The organism is Halobellus sp. Atlit-38R, from assembly GCF_003665925.1.
In the GTDB taxonomy this organism is placed as follows: Archaea; Halobacteriota; Halobacteria; order Halobacteriales; family Haloferacaceae; genus Haloquadratum; species Haloquadratum inordinatus.
Genome location: NZ_QXIJ01000002.1, coordinates 93,115 through 108,371 on the forward strand (window position 1 = coordinate 93,115; position 15,257 = coordinate 108,371).

Genomic DNA, 15,257 nt, shown 5'->3' on the forward strand with positions numbered 1-15,257 from the left:
GGCCCGCACCGGCGGACGGGCGACAGCCTACCAGTGACCTATAGTCGCATAGAGTGGGATACGTAGTTCTCCGGATCAACCATTAACATTTATTACCGTGATAGACTATGGCCAGTACAGAGCGTGTATCGTTGATACGCGCTTGCCAGAGAACCCATGGCAGACAATCAGAATCGACGGACGTTCCTACGAGTTGCGGGAAGTACAGGTGCAATCGGCCTCGCCGGCCTCGCAGGCTGTTCCGGCGGCGGCGGCAACGGCGACGGCGGCGGCGAGTCGACCGACAGTGGCTCCGACGGCGGCGAGTCGACCGACGGCGGCACGACCGGGAGCGCCGACAGCGGGATGGACACCATCACGCTCGGCGGGTCGATGAGTCTCACCGGCGACAACGCCGACCTGGGCCAACTGTACAAGGACGCCTACGAACTGACGATTCAGCGCATCAACGACAACGGCGGCGTCGAGGCGGGCGACGGCAACACCTACGAACTGGAGATGATCCTCCGGGACGACGGGACCGACGCCTCCACCTCGAAAAGCATCTATCAGGAGCTCATCGACCGCGAGAACGTCGATTACCTGCTCGGTCCGTACTCCAGTACGGTGACGCTCCCGGCGAGCGCAGTCGCCGCGCAGAATCAGAAGCCGATGGTCGAGGGTGGCGGTGCGAGCCCCGAGATCTTCGCGCAGGGCAACGAGTGGATCTTCGGCCTCCTGCCGACGGCCAACAAGTACGCGAAGAGCTACATCGATATGTGCCTCGCGCAGGACGAGACGCCGGAGTCAATCGCCATCCTCGCCGAGGACGGCACGTTCAGCCAGTCCACCGCCGAGGGCGCGCGAAACAAGATCGAACAGACCGACCTCGAACTGGTCGTCGACCAGACGTTCCCCTCGGGGACGTCGGACCTCTCGACGAACCTCGGTCGGGTGCGCGACGCCGGTGCGGACGTGCTGCTCCTCTGTGCGCACCAGAAGCACAACATCATCCTGGCGAACCAGATGGAGAGCCAGGGCGTCAACGTCGACGCCGCGATGGGGACGGTCGGCAGCCTCAACGAGTCGTTCAAAAACGAGGTCGGTGCGAACGGCGACTATATGTACGGCCCCTCCTCGTGGGCGGTCAACGCCGACTTCGAGGACCCGGTGTACGGAGCGACCGGCGACTTCGTCTCCGCCATCGAGGAGAACTACGACTACACGCCGGACTACCACAGCGCGGCCGGCGAGGCAGTCATTATGACGTTCGTCGACGCGTTCGAGAACGTTAGCAAAGTCACGCCGACGGCGGTCCGCGACCACATCCGGCAGGCGGAGTTCTCGACGGTGTACGGCACGGTGTCCTTCGACGACACCGGCGTCATCAACAAGAATATGCTCGTCTACCAGTGGCAGCCCGATCCGGGCCTCCAGATCACCTACCCCGAGAACGTCGCCCAATCGGACCCCATCTACCCGATGCCCGACTGGAGTGAGCGCTGAGACCGATGGCAGTAACGCAGTTCGTCGTCAACGGCCTGCTCGTCGGCGCGCTATTTGCGGCGGTAGCCGTCGGATTCGCGCTCATCTGGGGGGTCGTCGACATCATCAACCTCGCCCACGGCGAGATGGTGATGCTCGGCGGCTACACCTCCTATTGGGTGCTGAGCCTCATCACCGGAAACGCCGAAGGGTCGCCAGCGCTGTTCTTGGTGACGATTCCGGCCGCGATCGGCGTGCTGTACGCCGTCGGGTACGCGCTCCAGCGGACGCTCGTCTCGCGCGTCATCGGGACCGACATCTTCCTGACGCTGCTTGTCACCTTCGGCATCAGCATCGCGATCCAGCAGTTGGCGATCCAGGCGTGGTCGGCGAACCCTCGTTCGATCCAGGTTTCGTTCGCCGATCCGTCGCTCGTCGCCGCCGGTCTCGTCATCCCGAAGATGAAACTGATCGCGTTCGTCGGCGCGATCCTCCTGACCGTCGCGCTCTACGTGTTCTTACAGCGGACGCGGACAGGCCGGGCGATTCGGGCCGTCTCACAGAACCCCGAGGCCGCCGCGCTGGTCGGCATCGACGTCGAACACACCCGTGCGGTCACGTTCGGGGTGTCGTCGGCCATCGCAGGCGGCGTCGGCGCGTTCATCGCGACGATCCTCAACATTCAGCCACAGATGGGCCTCATCTACACGCTCAAGAGTTTCGTCATCGTCGTGTTCGGCGGCGTCGGCTCGATCCCCGGCGCGCTCGTCGGCGGACTGCTACTCGGCTCGGTCGAGGAACTGACCGCGGGGTTCGTCTCCTCGCAGTGGACGCTCGCAGTGAGTTTCACGCTGCTCATCGTCCTCTTGGTAGTCAAGCCGAACGGCCTGTTCGGCGAGGGGGCTGAACAATGAGCACGAGCGAATCCGAGGACAGTACCGGACTGCTCCGGACGGTGCTCCCCCCCAATCAGGTCGACCGCGTCTTCGACTTCTGTGGCGAAAACGGCTGGAAACTGCTGGCTCTCGGGGCCGTCGTCGGGGCGCTTCCGCCCCTGCTCGGTCTCGAACAGGGCTACTATATGACGGTCGTCTCCGAGATGTACCTGTTCGCCATCCTGGCGCTCTCGTGGGACCTCGTCGGCGGCCAGACCGGCTACCCGAGTTTCGGGAATATGGCCTTCTTCGGGATCGGCGCGTACGCGACGGCGATCCTCGTCAAGGACTTCGCCGTCGCGTTCCCGCTCGCGTTGATCGCCGCCGGACTGTTGGCCGTTATGTTCGCGGCGCTCATCGGCGCCGCCGTCCTCAGGCTTCGCGGGCACTACTTCGCCATCGCGACGCTCGGCGTTCTCCTCGCGGCCCAGCAGATTTCACGGAACCTCGACATCACGGGCGGAGCCAGCGGGAAGATCCTGCTGCAGGTCCCCTCGGGAACAGTGTTTTATTACCTGTTCTTCGGCGTGCTCATCGTCGAGATGGCGCTCATCTACTACCTCTCGAACACGCGGTTCGGCTTCATCTTGAACGCCATCCGCGACGACGAGGAGAAAGCGACCGCGATGGGGTTCAACACGACCTACTACAAGACCGCCGCGTGGATGCTGGCCGCGCTGTTTACCGGCGTCGCGGGCGGGACCTACAGCCTGTTCAACACCTTCATCGACCCGCAGACGGCCTACAACGGCGCGTGGAACGTCGAACTCATCGCGATGGCGCTTCTGGGCGGTTCCGGCACCGTCGCCGGACCGGTCATCGGCGCCTTCGGTCTCCACACGCTCATCGAGTTCGTCGAGACGGCGTTCGTCGGCTGGCAACTCGTGTTGCTCGGCGGCGCGGTCATCGTGACGGTGATCGGCTTCCCCGAGGGCGTGGTCGGCACGCTCCGGGAGTACGCCAGCGAGATGGCGTACTACGAGCGCGGCGGGATGGCCGCCGTCGACAGCGGCGAGGATACGGAGGTGACAGCCGATGAGTGAAGCGACAGAGCCCGACGCGCGCACTGCAGCGGCCGCGACCGACAGCGACCGCGCGGTGCTCCGAACCGACGGCGTCACAAAGCGCTTCGGCGGCCTCACCGCCGTCGACGACGTCGACGTCGAAGTACAGAAAGGCGAAATCGTCGGCCTCATCGGCCCGAACGGCGCTGGCAAGTCCACGCTGTTCAACTGTATCACGGGGACGCTCAGCGCCGACGAGGGTCGCGTCTACCTCCAGGGGCAGGACGTCACCGACTGGCCCGAGTACAAGATCGCCCGGGCCGGGCTCGGCCGGATGTTCCAAGAGACCCGGATCTTCGGCGATATGACCGTCCGGAAGAACCTGCTGTTGGCCGCCCAGGAGGGTGGCGCCAACGTCGGGAGTCTCCTTCGCCGGCCCGACGACACGCTCATCGAACGAACGGAAGAACTGCTGGACTACGTCGACCTCGGCGGCCTCGCGGAGACCCGCGCGGGCCGGCTGAGCTTCGGCCAGCAGAAACTCATCGAGTTCGCGATGGAGTTGATGGCCGAACCGGATCTGCTGTTGATGGACGAGCCGGCCGGGGGAATCAACCCCTCGATGCTGGAGAACCTCATCGAGTACATCCGAACGGCCAACGAAGACGAGGAGGCGACGATCTTCCTCATCGAACACAATATGGACTTCGTTATGGAAATCGCCGACCGCATCTACGTCCTCGCCCACGGCGAGCGCATCGCCGAGGGCACGCCCGAAGAGATTCAGAACGATCAGCGCGTCCTCGACGCGTATCTCGGGAGGGAGTGATCGTGGCAACGACGTCCGACGCGGACTCACAGTCCACGTCCGATCCGCTCTTGGAGATGAACCACGTCGTCGCGGGCTACGGCAACACGACCGTCCTACACGACGTGAACATCGCCGTCGAAGACGGACAGATCGCCTGTCTCATCGGGCCGAACGGCTCGGGGAAGTCGACGCTGATGAAGAGCATCTACGGCTTCGCCGACGTGAAAGACGGGACCGTCAAACTCCGCGGCGAGGACATCACCGGGCGCTCGCCCCAGGAGAACCTCGCCAACGGGATGAGCTACGTCCTTCAAGAGGCGAGCGTCTTCCCCGGAATGAGCGTCCACGAGAATATGCTGATGGGCGGGTACATCTTCGACGACGACGAGCGCGCCGAAAAGCGCGCCGAGGAGTTGTACGACGAGTTCCCCGTCCTGGGCGACATCCGCGGACAGAAGGCCGGCACGCTCTCGGGCGGGCAGCGCCGCCTGCTCGAGTTGGCACGTGCGCTGATGGTCGACCCCGAAGTGATGATGCTCGACGAGCCCTCGATCGGGCTCGAACCGCGCTTCATCGACGACGTCTTCGAGCGGATCCAACAGCTCAACGACCTCGGGACGACGATTCTCCTGGTCGAACAGAACGCCGAGAAAGGTCTCTCGGTCGCCGACCGCGGGTTCGTGCTCGCGAGCGGCGAGATCAAGTTCACCGGCACCGGCACCGAACTCCTCAACGACGAGGAGGTCGGCCGGCTCTACCTCGGAGGCTAAGATGTACCGCATACTCCTTCCCGTCGACGACGACGAAGACCGTGCCCGTGCACAGGCCGCGTTCGTCGCTGGACTCCCGGCAGCCGACAGCGACATCAGCGTCGTCGTGACGCACACGCTGACTAGCGCGGAGGCCGACGCACCGGAGGAACTCCGGAACGTCGAGCGCGTGGATACGGTGAAACTCGTCCGCGACGCCCTCGACGAACGAGGGATCACGGTCGAACTCGCAGAGGCGCGTCACCCGCCCGCCGAGGGCATCCTCGACATCGCCGCGGAGTTCGAGGTCGATCACGTCGCGATGGGATCGCGACAGCGCTCGCCCGCCGGAAAAGCGATCTTCGGCAGCGTCGCCCAGCAGGTGATCCTCAAGGCCGACGTGCCAGTCACGGTAGTCGGTCCCACGCCTGACTGAGAGCGGCGCCGGCGCAGACGCTCACCGTTCTGTTCTCCTCGGAACGCCAGGACACACCGCCGCGATTCAGTCGTCGAGGTCTCGGAGCAACTGCTCTGCGACTGGCGTCGTCACGTAGTAGGTGTGTTTGCGGTGCGTCTCTGATTTCGGTTTCAGTTTCCGTTCGCTCCCTTTGATCGTGCTACCCTCGTAGGTCGTCACGAGGCCGACGCGCTGCAGCGCCCGATAGAGATGACGGACGTACTCGAAGTCCATCTCGAGTTCTTCTGCCGTCATTCGAGGGTAGTCAGGGCCGCCGCGTGCGAGTCGCGTCGCGATGCGCTGGCCGTCCTGGAGGTGCCGGAGCACGTTCAGTTTCCCCTCACGCTCCGAGAGGAACCGGAGGAGGTGATCGCCCTCGCGTGAAAGCCGGTAGTAGGTGTGATGCTGGCGGACTTCGTCGGCTTGCTTTGCCTTTACTCGTCGTTGCTTGACCGTCCCCGACTCAACGCGTTCGAGGAGGCCGGCCGTTTCCATCTCCGAACAGAGGTCTTCGACGTGGTTCCGTTCGGCGTCGAGGTGGCCCGCTATCGACCGCGGATAGTTTCCTTCGACGGTGTCGAGGTGATAGCAGACGAGGTACGCGATCGGATCGGCCGGCAGCGGTGCGAGTTGTCCCACGACGGCGCGCTGTCGTTCGAGTTCAGCTTCCAGTTCAGCGGCTCTCTCGTAGCGGTGCTGGGCGTTCTCCGCCGCGTCGGCGTCGAAGTCCAGGCGGACGTCGATGGGCTCTCCCTGGGGCGTCGCAAGCGTCGTCGTGAGTTCACCGTCGTCCCAGTGGTCGCCCGGGTTCTCACGCGCCCGTGCGAGTGTCTCCTCGACCGCCTGAATCCGCGTGAGAATCGTGTCAGCTTCCCGCCGCAGGCGTTCGATCTCTGCCTCCGAAACCATCCTGTCGAGCGATCGTAGGCGTGTGAGACGTAAGTATGTACGGAGCCGTCGGTCGGGAGAGACACGGATTAGGGTGTGTGCGACGGCGCCGTGGCGACCACAGAGACTCGCAATCCCAGACTTATTATGTATTTGACGCATAGCGTTAGCCGTATGGCGACGCTGGAACCTCGGGCCGATGGAGGGGCAGGGGTGTTACGGGGCTACGCAGTGAGAACGCCGCTCCCGGACGAGGACGCCGAGAGGATGTTTCACAGCAATATGCAGACCATCGCCGAGGGTCGCGAGCGGAAGGCGGAGTTGCTCGCCGATCCTGCCGTCTCGGTGGCGGACGCGTACGAGGAGGAGGTACAGCGCGTCGCCACGACGTTCGAGGGGCGACTCCGCCATCTCGCTGGCGAGAACTACGAGTCGGTCGCCCGCGAGTACCTCAGAGGCGAGCGCAACGACCGAATCGGGCGCCTCACCGCGTACTACACCGAAGGTCTGTGGCGGATCCAACAGCGTTCGACCATCTCGGAGATGCTGTTTTTCCCGCTCATCCTGCGCTATCCGGATAGTTTCACGGTCAATCTCCGATTCACCGACGACTACACCACGACGGAGTCGATTCCCTTCGAGTCGCCGGAGCACACGACCGTCGACGCCGACGAAACGTACTCCCAGCAGTACTTCAACGAGAGCCAGTACGAACAGAAGCAGGCCGCCGAATATCTCCGTCAGACCGCACAGATCATCCGCGATGAGTTCCCTAGTCCCGACGAAGCGCCCTTCTCGGAGCGTAAATACGGCGGCATCGTCTCCGCCGGCGGGCGGCACGAATCGGAGTTCTCCGAGATGTTAGCGCGAGTCACGCCGGACCCCGACCGGTTCTCCGAGGCGGTCACCGAACCGACGCTGGTCCGCGAAGGGAGCGAGGCAAGGCGCACGGCACGGCGGTATCTCCAGAGCGCGAAAGTGGAGATGTGACTTCCTACGCGAGGACGAACTTCCTACGCGAGGACGACGCTGTGCGAGCGGTGCCGCTCGTACACATAGATAATATTATACTTGTCTGACGAATGTTTATGTTTTAGTTGTCTTTAGTTAGCATATGGTTGAAACGATGCGGACCGTCTCCGAGCGGGTTATCCGAGCCGTGGCCGAGGCGACCGATACCGATCCTGCGACGTTGCCGCCGCTGTACGAGTCCGTCGACCCGGACGCGCTGAACGAGCTCGTAGATTCGATGTCCGACGGCGAGATCTCGTTCGAGCACGCGGACTGTGAAATCACAGTCGACAGCGACGGCGGCGTGCATCTGACCGGGACCTTCACGCGCGGGTCACCCACTGAAGCGGTCGTTGGCGACGACTGACGGAGACAACGCCGAGCCTCGCGCCCCACAAAGGCTATTTTTCGTTCGGGGAGACTCGACTGCGGCTTCGGAAATCCGTTCGGACAGATACTCCATCACGCAATATGAGCGGCTGGTCGGACGACTGACGGAGTTACACCTCCTTGGGTTGCGTCAAGAGAGTGAGAGTGGACTCGCGGGGTCCCGGGAGTAGCGCGAACGGGATCAAGCGAGAGAACGAACGGAGTGAGTGGACTCGCGGGGATTTGAACCCCGGGCCTCTTCCTTGCGAAGGAAGCGATCTACCCCTGATCTACGAGCCCGCATTACGTTCGAAGACAGCGGATCATTTGTACCTTCTGTTTCGCTCGCAGCGCGAGACGCGCTATCACACCACCGAAAGAGACGTCACGGCGGTGACGCCGACGCCTTAGCGCCGTCACCCGGTGCAGTCGTGAGACCGCGCGGGCCGGAAGGGGGCGTCGTGCAGTCGGACGCAGTCCGACCGTCCTCAGTCTTCGAGGACGATCTCGATGCTGACGTCGTTGGGCACCTGAATCCGCATCAGCTGCCGGAGCGCGCGTTCGTCGGCGTCGATGTCGATGAGACGCTTGTGGACGCGCATCTCCCAGTGCTCCCAGGTAGCGGTCCCCTCACCGTCCGGGGACTTCCGTGCGGGCACTTCGAGCGTCTTCGTCGGCAGCGGGATCGGTCCGCTGAGGTTGACCCCCGTCTTGCTCGCGATCTCGCGAACGTCGTCGCAGATGTCGTCGAGGTCGTCCGGGCTGGTCCCGGCGAGGCGGACGCGTGCCTGCTGCATCTATCGCTCGTTGACCTCGAGGACCTTGCCGGCCGCGATGGTCTGACCCATGTCACGGACTGCGAAGGACCCGAGTTCCGGGATCTCGCCCGACGGCTCGATGCTGAGCGGCTTCTGCGGTCGCACGGTCACGACAGCAGCGTCGCCGGACTGGATGAAGTCGGGGTTCTCTTCTGCGACCTCGCCCGAGGCGGGGTCGAGCTTCTGATCGATCGATTCGATCGTACACGCGACCTGCGCCGTGTGGGCGTGGAAGACCGGCGTGTAACCCGCGGTGATGACCGAGGGGTGCTGCATCACGACGATCTGGGCCTTGAAGGTCTCGGCGACCGACGGCGGGTCGTCTGCGGGACCACAGACGTCACCGCGACGGATGTCGTCCTTACCGATGCCGCGGACGTTGAACCCGACGTTGTCACCGGGGCCGGCCTGCGGCACTTCTTCGTGGTGCATCTCGACGGTCTTGACCTCGCCGCCGACGTCCGACGGCTGGAAGGAGACGTTGTCGCCGGGGCTGATGGTACCCGTCTCGACACGTCCGACCGGGACCGTACCGATGCCCGAGATCGTGTAGACGTCCTGGATCGGCAGGCGCAGCGGCGCGTCCGTCGGCGGCTGCGGCTCCGGCAGGTTGTTCAGCGCTTCCAGCAGGGTGGGGCCGTCGTACCACGACGTGTTCTCCGACGCTTCGGCGACGTTGTCGCCCTCGAACGCGGAGATCGGGATGTACAGCGCGTCGTCGGAGTTGAACTGGACCTGCTTGAGGAGCTGGTTGACCTCCTCCTGGACCTCCTTGTAGGAGTCCTCGCTGTAGTCGACGAGGTCCATCTTGTTCACGCCGATGATGAGCTCGTTGATGCCCAGGGTGCGGGCGAGGAAGACGTGCTCACGGGTCTGCGGCGCGACGCCGTCGTCTGCGGCGACGACGAGGACCGCGTTGTCTGCCTGGGACGCGCCCGTGATCATGTTCTTCACGAAGTCGCGGTGGCCCGGACAGTCGACGATGGTGAAGTAGTACTCGTCGGTGTCGAATTCCTGGTGGGCGATGTCGATGGTGACACCACGCTCGCGCTCTTCGGCGAGGTTGTCCATCACGTAGGCGAACTCGAATCCGCCTTTGCCCTTCTCTTCGGCTTCCTCTCGGTGCTGCTCGATTACGTGCTCGGGGACGGACCCTGTCTCGAACAGGAGTCGCCCGACCAGCGTACTCTTACCGTGGTCGACGTGGCCAATGATGGCCAGGTTCTGGTGCGGTTTGTCACTCATAGGTGGGTCACGCGCTAAGGCGCTCTGTACCGACGACTTTGGCCAGAAAGCCCTAAAACCATTTCGATACGTAGACGGCCGAAACGCCGGAGTATCGCGGTTTGTGGGAGCATCTACCACGCCATTTCGAGCGACCCCGAGGTGGTCCGACCCCCCGTTATTCGAGTCGTCCGACGTCGCCGAGCACCGCCGAAGCGGTCTCGGGACCGCCCGCACCGCGGCCGCTGAGGTTCAGTTGCCCGGCGTGCGTCGTCTCCAGTTGCACGATGTTCCGCGTGCCCGTCACCGCGAGCGCGGCGTTCTGCGGGACCAGGCGCGGGCCCACACGGATGCCATCGCGCGTCGCCTCACCGACGAGGCGGATCGTCCGTCCGTCCTCGGCGGCGAGTTCGAGCGCGCTGCCCGGCACGTTCGTGATACCCTCGACGTCGGCGTCCGAGAGTGTGAACTCCTGTTCGCCCTCCGAGAGGACGTTCGCGAGGATGACGCACTTCAGCGCGGCGTCGGTCCCCTCGACGTCGAACGTCGGGTCCGCCTCGGCGACGCCGAGGTCCTGGGCCTCCGCGAGGACGTGCTCGTAGTCGATGCCCTCGGCGGCCATCCGCGAGAGGATGAAGTTCGCCGTCCCGTTGAGGATGCCGCGCGCGGCGGTGACGTGCGACGGCGAGAGATCCTCGACCGTCGAGACGATCGGAATCGCGCCGCCGACGGTCGCCTCGAATCGGACCTGTCCCGCGCTGTTTCGCTCCAGGTCGCGGACGTCGCCGTAGCGTTCGGCGACCGGTCCCTTGTTCGCGAGCACGACGTGGCGGTCGCGCTCCAGCGCGGTCCGCAGGTGCGAGAAGCCCGGTTCGGCGTCGCCGAGCGTCGTCGGCGTCGCCTCGACGAGGACGTCGTAGTCGGCGTGCAGCGCGTCGTCGGGGTCGGCGTCGCCGACGGTGCCCTCGTCGGCCTTGCGGTCGAGGGCCGCAGCCGCGTCGATCCCGGAATCGTCGCCGGCGACGACCGCCGACGAGGAGTCTGCGAAGGCGACGACGGTGTGACCGTACTCCGCGGCGAGGTCGACGACGGAGCCGCCGACCGCGCCCGCGCCAACGACGGCGAGTCGCTTTCCGTCGCTCATGCCGCACCTCCCGTGAGGGGTTCGACGACGTGCAGTTCTTTCTCCTCGGCGATTTCGGAGACCATCTCCAATGCCTCGGCGGTCGCGCCGGCGCGCGTCGCTATCCGGAGGCGCGCGCTCGACGTATCGGTCCGGCCCTCGGGTGCGTTCAGCGAGAAGTCCGCAATCGAGGCCGCGGGGCACTGCTCGATCCGGCGGAGCGTATCCGAGAGGTCCGTATCGACTAAGTGGCCGACGAGCAGCACGACGACCTCCTCGGCGTAGTGTTCGGCGCCCGCCTGCACCACGTTGACGCCCCCGTCACGGAGTGCCGAGACGATGGCGTCGAAGCGGTCCGGCGTGGCCTCGACGTCGACTTCGACCGGAATGCGGCCGCGCGGCGTGACGTTCCCGCGCTCGTGGAAGATCGACAGGAGGTTCCCGCCGTTTTCGGAGATGGGCTCCAGCGCGGCGAGAAGCTGTCCCGGCTGGTCGGGGAGTTCGAGCCGGATCGTGTGTGGCTGTGGCTGTCCGTCGGCGCCGGTGTCGACGTCCGAATCGCCGCGCGAACCACACGACTGCGACCGCGTCCGGTCGTCGGATTCGGCGTCGGCTTCGGACTCGGAGTTCAGCGCAGACGTCATAGACAGATCACTCCCGAGAGGTTCAGTGCCTCACGAGCCGATGTGCGGTGAGAGACGGCACAACGGTCCGGTCTCGCATCGATGGCTCGGGATCGTGAGGTCGTTCCCGTACGCATACTCCAAGGTCAACCCCCGGACCGATATAAGCCTTCGTCGATGGCACGCATTGCCGGCGTCCCAACCCGGCGCATCGATACGGGAGGCGGAGGAGCAGACGGGAGCCCCGAAGAGAATATCAGGCCGCTCGCGGCAGCGACAGCGTCACCGTCGTCGCGTCGTCGGTCTCGGTGAACGACAGCGACCCGCCGTGGGTGTCTGCGACAGTCTTCGCGACCCAGAGTCCGAGCCCGCTGCCGTGCGTCAACTGGGTGATGTCCACGTCGCCCGCGACGACTTTCCGCTCGTGCTCGGGGATGCCGGTCCCGTGATCGGTGACCGAAAGCTCGACCACGTCGGGACGGATGCGAACCGATCCTTCGATCGGCGATCCGCCGTGTTCGGCGGCGTTTTCGAGCAGTTCGTCGAGCGCCGTCCGGAGCCCGTCGCTGGCGCGGACAGTCCCGCCGAGATCGTCGGGCGCGTCGAACGCGAAGTCGGTCTCGGTGAATCGGTCCCGGGCGTGTGCGACGGCGTCTTCGAACACGGCCGTCGGATCGGTCGCGTCGTACTCCTCGGGACCGCGGTCGCGCTCCCGCGTGATCGTCTTCGCGCCGTCGGCGAGGCTCCCGACTGTGTCGGCGCTGCGCTTTAAGACGGCCGCAGACTGTCGGATCTGGTCGTCGTCCGGGACGGTGGCGACGATATCGGCGTGCCCCGTGAGCACCTGCGCCTCGTTTCGGAGGTTGTGTCGAAGCACGCGGTTCAGCACCGCCGTCCGCCGCCGCTCCCGGGCGAGTTGTTCCGCACGCACCCGGCGGGCGTCGTAGACGCCGATGATGACGTGCGCCGCCGCGCCGATCGCCAGCAGATTGCCGACGGTGAACATCGACGGCGCGATTCCGCCGGACAGTCGGTTCTGCGCGTACGCGTGTGCGATCATCACGCTCCCGAGGACGACGACGCCGAGGAGGTTCCAGACCGCGATGCGGACCGCGTTGCGGTCGCTGAATCCGCTGACGTACAGGAGGCCGCCGATGGCGATCAGGCCGATCGAGACGAGCGTTCCGACGACGCCGAGCACGACCGCCAGCGGGCCGCCGCCGTCCAAAAGCGGGAACAGATTCGGCACGAGCAACCCGACCCCAGTGAGCGAGACGACAGCGCTGGCGGCAACGCGCACCGGCGACGGTCCGGTCGGCGCGACCGCCTCGGGTGGCGATCCGAACCCGAGTTGATCGATCAGGGTGAGAAGTCGCGTTCGCATAGATCGTTCGAAAGAAGACCAACGGCTGTTTGAAAGTACTGGCCCGGCTATCGGGCGGAAGAATCGGAGCAGAACGCGATCGAACGGTCGGCGACCGAACGCGAAAGCGAACCGGCGGGCCGACGAAAGAGTGAGCCGAAATCGGCTCGTCGTCGCTTAGAACTGGTCGACGGAGCTGGGGAGTTCGAGCTTCATCCCCTTGCGCTCGCGGATCTCCATAATCTTCTCGCGCTGGAGATTGTCCGAGAGCACGCGGAAGCCGGCGTTCTCGGTGTTCCACGACGCGCGACCTTCGGTCGCAGAGCGGATGTCCGAGGAGAAGCCGATCATCTCTTCGACGGGCGCGATGCCCTCGATGACCATCAGGTCACCTTCCTGGTACATGTCGTCGACGCGGCCACGACGGCCCTGAATCTCGCCGGACGCCGATCCCATGTGTTCGGAGGGAACGTCGATGCGGACGTTCTGGATGGGTTCGAGCAGCTTGATGTCGGCGTCGATCAGCGAGCGGTGGACGGCGTCGCGGACGGCGGGGATGACCTGTGCCGGACCGCGGTGGATGGTGTCCTCGTGGAGCTTCGCGTCGTGCAGTCGGAGGAGCGCACCCTCGACGGGCTCGTTGGCCAGCGGACCGTCGTTGAGGGCCTCTTCGAGGCCCTCGATGACGAGTTCCATCGTCTCGTTGAGGTGCTGGATACCCTTCGTGTCGTCGATGAGGATGTTCGTCCCGTGGATGTGCTCGACGTTCTGGGAGGTGTCTTTGTCCATTCCGGCTTCCTGCAGCGCTTCGCGGCGCTCCAGTTCCGGCATATCCATCGAGGCCTCGCCGAGCTTGATCGTCTCGACGACGTCGTCCGAGAGGGGTTCGACGGTGATGTAGAACTTGTTGTGGCGGTTCGGGGAGACGCCCTCGACCTCGCGGGACTCCTGCTGGGGAGCCTCGCGGTAGACGACGATCGGCTCACCGGTCTGGACCGGAATGCCCTGGTTCTTCTGGATACGCTGGGTGATGACTTCGAGGTGAAGCTCGCCCTGCCCGCTGATGAGGTGCTCGCCGGTGTCCTCGTTAATCTCGACGCGGATGGTCGGGTCTTCCTTCGCGACCTGCTGGAGCGTCTCGATGAGCTTCGGCAGGTCGTCCATATTCTTCGCCTCGACGCTCTTCGTGATGACCGGCTCGGAGATGTGCTCGATCGACTCGAACGGCGTCATCTCGATGGACGAGACGGTAGAACCGGCGATGGCGTCGCGGAGGCCAGTCACGGCCGCGATGTTCCCGGCGGGAACGCCGCGGTCGAGCTCCTCGCGCTCGCCGCCCATGAAGATCCCGACCGACTGGACGCGGTTCTTGCCCGCGGTCCCGGAGACGTAGAGCTCCTGGCCCTGCTTGATCGTCCCGCTGAACAGCCGCCCGGTGGCGATTTCGCCAGCGTGCGGGTCCATCGAGATGTCGGTCACCATAAAGACGACCTCGCCGTCGTCGTCGACTTCCTGCATCTGCCGGGAGATCTCGGACTCGTCGTCGCCACGCCAGACGCGCGGGATACGGCGGGGCTGGGCGTCGAGCGGGTCCGGGAAGTGCTCGGCGACCATGTCGAGGACGACGTCCGAGAGCGGCGTCTGCTCGTGGAGTTCACGACGCTGGTCGTTGCGCTCCATCTCGATGATCTCGGGGAAGCCGATGCCGGTCTCGGCCATCGACGGCGCGGAGACGCCCCACTTGTAGAGCGCCGATCCGAACGCGACGGTGCCGTCTTCGACGGAGACCGTCCAGTCGTCGACGTCGTCCATATCCTCGGTCATCCCGCGGATGAGTTCGTTGACGTCGCCGATGACGTCCATCAGCCGCTCCTGCATCTCCTGGGGTCCTTCCTGCAGTTCGGAGATGAGTCGGTCGACCTTGTTGATGAACAGCGCGGGCTTGACGCCCTCACGCAGCGCCTGCCGGACGACCGTCTCGGTCTGGGGCATCGCGCCCTCGACGGCGTCGACGACGACGAGCGCACCGTCGACGGCGCGCATCGCACGCGTCACGTCGCCACCGAAGTCGACGTGGCCGGGCGTGTCGATGAGGTTGATCAGGTGGTTGTCCTCACCGTACTCGTGGGTCATCGAAACGTTCGCCGCGTCGATGGTGATCCCACGTTCCTGTTCGTCTTCCTCCGTGTCCATCATCAGACGGGTCGCCTCGCCCTCGTCGGCGATCATTCCCGCCCCGGCGAGGAGGTTGTCCGTCAGCGTGGTCTTCCCGTGGTCGACGTGAGCGGCGATGGCGATGTTCCGGATCTGCTCCGGTTTGTCCATCAATTGCTCACACTCTTGTACGATCTTCTTTCGTCGGCCCATTATACGAGCCTGTACCGGCAGGAGGGTCAAAAGGGTAGTGTTTTGCCGGTG

At 64.9% G+C, this 15,257-nt stretch carries 15 protein-coding genes and 1 tRNA gene; 8 read left to right on the forward strand and 8 right to left on the reverse strand.

Going from position 1 to position 15,257, the window contains the following annotated elements; genetic code table 11:
• The first annotated feature begins 156 nt into the window (after positions 1-156).
• The 6 genes from D3D02_RS03035 to D3D02_RS03060 are packed head-to-tail and all read left to right on the forward strand — an operon-like array spanning position 157 to position 5,399.
• A complete protein-coding gene (locus D3D02_RS03035) occupies positions 157-1,485 on the forward strand; it encodes an amino acid ABC transporter substrate-binding protein (protein ID WP_121568515.1) in 1,329 nt (442 codons plus the stop codon).
• 5 nt (positions 1,486-1,490) lie between these two features.
• Positions 1,491-2,378: a branched-chain amino acid ABC transporter permease gene (locus D3D02_RS03040; protein ID WP_121568516.1), complete on the forward strand. Its 888-nt coding sequence runs from the start codon at positions 1,491-1,493 to the stop codon at positions 2,376-2,378.
• Positions 2,375-3,442 (forward strand): branched-chain amino acid ABC transporter permease, encoded by a 1,068-nt coding sequence (locus tag D3D02_RS03045; protein WP_121568517.1) that lies wholly within the window; start codon positions 2,375-2,377, stop codon positions 3,440-3,442. The genes D3D02_RS03040 and D3D02_RS03045 overlap by 4 nt, the downstream gene beginning before the upstream one ends.
• Positions 3,435-4,232 (forward strand): ABC transporter ATP-binding protein, encoded by a 798-nt coding sequence (locus D3D02_RS03050; protein WP_121568518.1) that lies wholly within the window; start codon positions 3,435-3,437, stop codon positions 4,230-4,232. The genes D3D02_RS03045 and D3D02_RS03050 overlap by 8 nt, the downstream gene beginning before the upstream one ends.
• Before the next feature lie 2 nt (positions 4,233-4,234).
• Positions 4,235-4,984, forward strand: coding sequence for an ABC transporter ATP-binding protein (locus D3D02_RS03055; RefSeq protein WP_121568808.1), 750 nt, complete (start codon positions 4,235-4,237; stop codon positions 4,982-4,984).
• Between the two features lies 1 nt (position 4,985).
• Positions 4,986-5,399: a universal stress protein gene (locus D3D02_RS03060; RefSeq protein WP_121568519.1), complete on the forward strand. Its 414-nt coding sequence runs from the start codon at positions 4,986-4,988 to the stop codon at positions 5,397-5,399.
• A gap of 66 nt (positions 5,400-5,465) precedes the next feature.
• Here D3D02_RS03060 and D3D02_RS03065 read toward each other — a convergent pair whose 3' ends face one another.
• Positions 5,466-6,329 (reverse strand): DUF2250 domain-containing protein, encoded by an 864-nt coding sequence (locus D3D02_RS03065; RefSeq protein WP_121568520.1) that lies wholly within the window; start codon positions 6,327-6,329, stop codon positions 5,466-5,468.
• Between the two features lie 153 nt (positions 6,330-6,482).
• On the opposite strand from D3D02_RS03065, the gene D3D02_RS03070 reads away from it, so the two are divergent.
• Positions 6,483-7,298: a hypothetical protein gene (locus D3D02_RS03070; RefSeq protein ID WP_121568521.1), complete on the forward strand. Its 816-nt coding sequence runs from the start codon at positions 6,483-6,485 to the stop codon at positions 7,296-7,298.
• A 124-nt stretch (positions 7,299-7,422) separates the two neighbouring features.
• Positions 7,423-7,686 (forward strand): HalOD1 output domain-containing protein, encoded by a 264-nt coding sequence (locus D3D02_RS03075; protein WP_158599315.1) that lies wholly within the window; start codon positions 7,423-7,425, stop codon positions 7,684-7,686.
• A gap of 230 nt (positions 7,687-7,916) precedes the next feature.
• Here D3D02_RS03075 and D3D02_RS03080 read toward each other — a convergent pair.
• The 7 genes from D3D02_RS03080 to D3D02_RS03110 form a co-directional block, all read right to left on the reverse strand.
• Positions 7,917-7,988 (reverse strand) — tRNA-Ala (locus tag D3D02_RS03080).
• Between the two features lie 188 nt (positions 7,989-8,176).
• Complete coding sequence (rpsJ, locus tag D3D02_RS03085) at positions 8,177-8,485, reverse strand: 30S ribosomal protein S10 (protein WP_121568522.1); 309 nt, start codon at positions 8,483-8,485, stop codon at positions 8,177-8,179.
• On the reverse strand, positions 8,486-9,751 hold the full coding sequence (gene tuf, locus D3D02_RS03090; RefSeq protein ID WP_121568523.1) for a translation elongation factor EF-1 subunit alpha: 1,266 nt from the start codon (positions 9,749-9,751) through the stop codon (positions 8,486-8,488).
• Positions 9,752-9,908: 157 nt separating this feature from the next.
• A complete protein-coding gene (locus tag D3D02_RS03095; RefSeq protein ID WP_121568524.1) occupies positions 9,909-10,874 on the reverse strand; it encodes a homoserine dehydrogenase in 966 nt (321 codons plus the stop codon).
• Positions 10,871-11,497: an amino acid-binding protein gene (locus D3D02_RS03100; protein ID WP_233560570.1), complete on the reverse strand. Its 627-nt coding sequence runs from the start codon at positions 11,495-11,497 to the stop codon at positions 10,871-10,873. Before D3D02_RS03100 ends, D3D02_RS03095 begins: the two co-directional genes overlap by 4 nt.
• Positions 11,498-11,732: 235 nt before the next feature.
• Positions 11,733-12,860 carry a sensor histidine kinase KdpD gene (locus D3D02_RS03105; RefSeq protein ID WP_121568525.1) on the reverse strand — a complete coding sequence of 376 codons (1,128 nt, stop codon included), beginning with the start codon at positions 12,858-12,860 and terminating at the stop codon, positions 11,733-11,735.
• 156 nt (positions 12,861-13,016) lie between these two features.
• Complete coding sequence (locus D3D02_RS03110; protein WP_121568526.1) at positions 13,017-15,206, reverse strand: elongation factor EF-2; 2,190 nt, start codon at positions 15,204-15,206, stop codon at positions 13,017-13,019.
• Positions 15,207-15,257: the final 51 nt, after the last annotated feature.

Bases quoted from the DNA above. Each gene is read 5' to 3' on its own strand.
- D3D02_RS03065 (WP_121568520.1), bottom strand. From the start codon at position 6,329: ATGGTTTCGGAGGCAGAGATCGAACGCCTGCGGCGGGAAGCTGACACG.
- D3D02_RS03075 (WP_158599315.1), top strand. From the start codon at position 7,423: ATGGTTGAAACGATGCGGACCGTCTCCGAGCGGGTTATCCGAGCCGTG.
- D3D02_RS03105 (WP_121568525.1), bottom strand. From the start codon at position 12,860: ATGCGAACGCGACTTCTCACCCTGATCGATCAACTCGGGTTCGGATCG.
- D3D02_RS03110 (WP_121568526.1), bottom strand. From the start codon at position 15,206: ATGGGCCGACGAAAGAAGATCGTACAAGAGTGTGAGCAATTGATGGAC.
- D3D02_RS03060 (WP_121568519.1), top strand. From the start codon at position 4,986: ATGTACCGCATACTCCTTCCCGTCGACGACGACGAAGACCGTGCCCGT.
- D3D02_RS03050 (WP_121568518.1), top strand. From the start codon at position 3,435: ATGAGTGAAGCGACAGAGCCCGACGCGCGCACTGCAGCGGCCGCGACC.
- D3D02_RS03035 (WP_121568515.1), top strand. From the start codon at position 157: ATGGCAGACAATCAGAATCGACGGACGTTCCTACGAGTTGCGGGAAGT.
- D3D02_RS03100 (WP_233560570.1), bottom strand. From the start codon at position 11,497: ATGACGTCTGCGCTGAACTCCGAGTCCGAAGCCGACGCCGAATCCGAC.
- tuf (WP_121568523.1), bottom strand. From the start codon at position 9,751: ATGAGTGACAAACCGCACCAGAACCTGGCCATCATTGGCCACGTCGAC.
- D3D02_RS03070 (WP_121568521.1), top strand. From the start codon at position 6,483: ATGGCGACGCTGGAACCTCGGGCCGATGGAGGGGCAGGGGTGTTACGG.
- D3D02_RS03045 (WP_121568517.1), top strand. From the start codon at position 2,375: ATGAGCACGAGCGAATCCGAGGACAGTACCGGACTGCTCCGGACGGTG.
- rpsJ (WP_121568522.1), bottom strand. From the start codon at position 8,485: ATGCAGCAGGCACGCGTCCGCCTCGCCGGGACCAGCCCGGACGACCTC.
- D3D02_RS03040 (WP_121568516.1), top strand. From the start codon at position 1,491: ATGGCAGTAACGCAGTTCGTCGTCAACGGCCTGCTCGTCGGCGCGCTA.
- D3D02_RS03095 (WP_121568524.1), bottom strand. From the start codon at position 10,874: ATGAGCGACGGAAAGCGACTCGCCGTCGTTGGCGCGGGCGCGGTCGGC.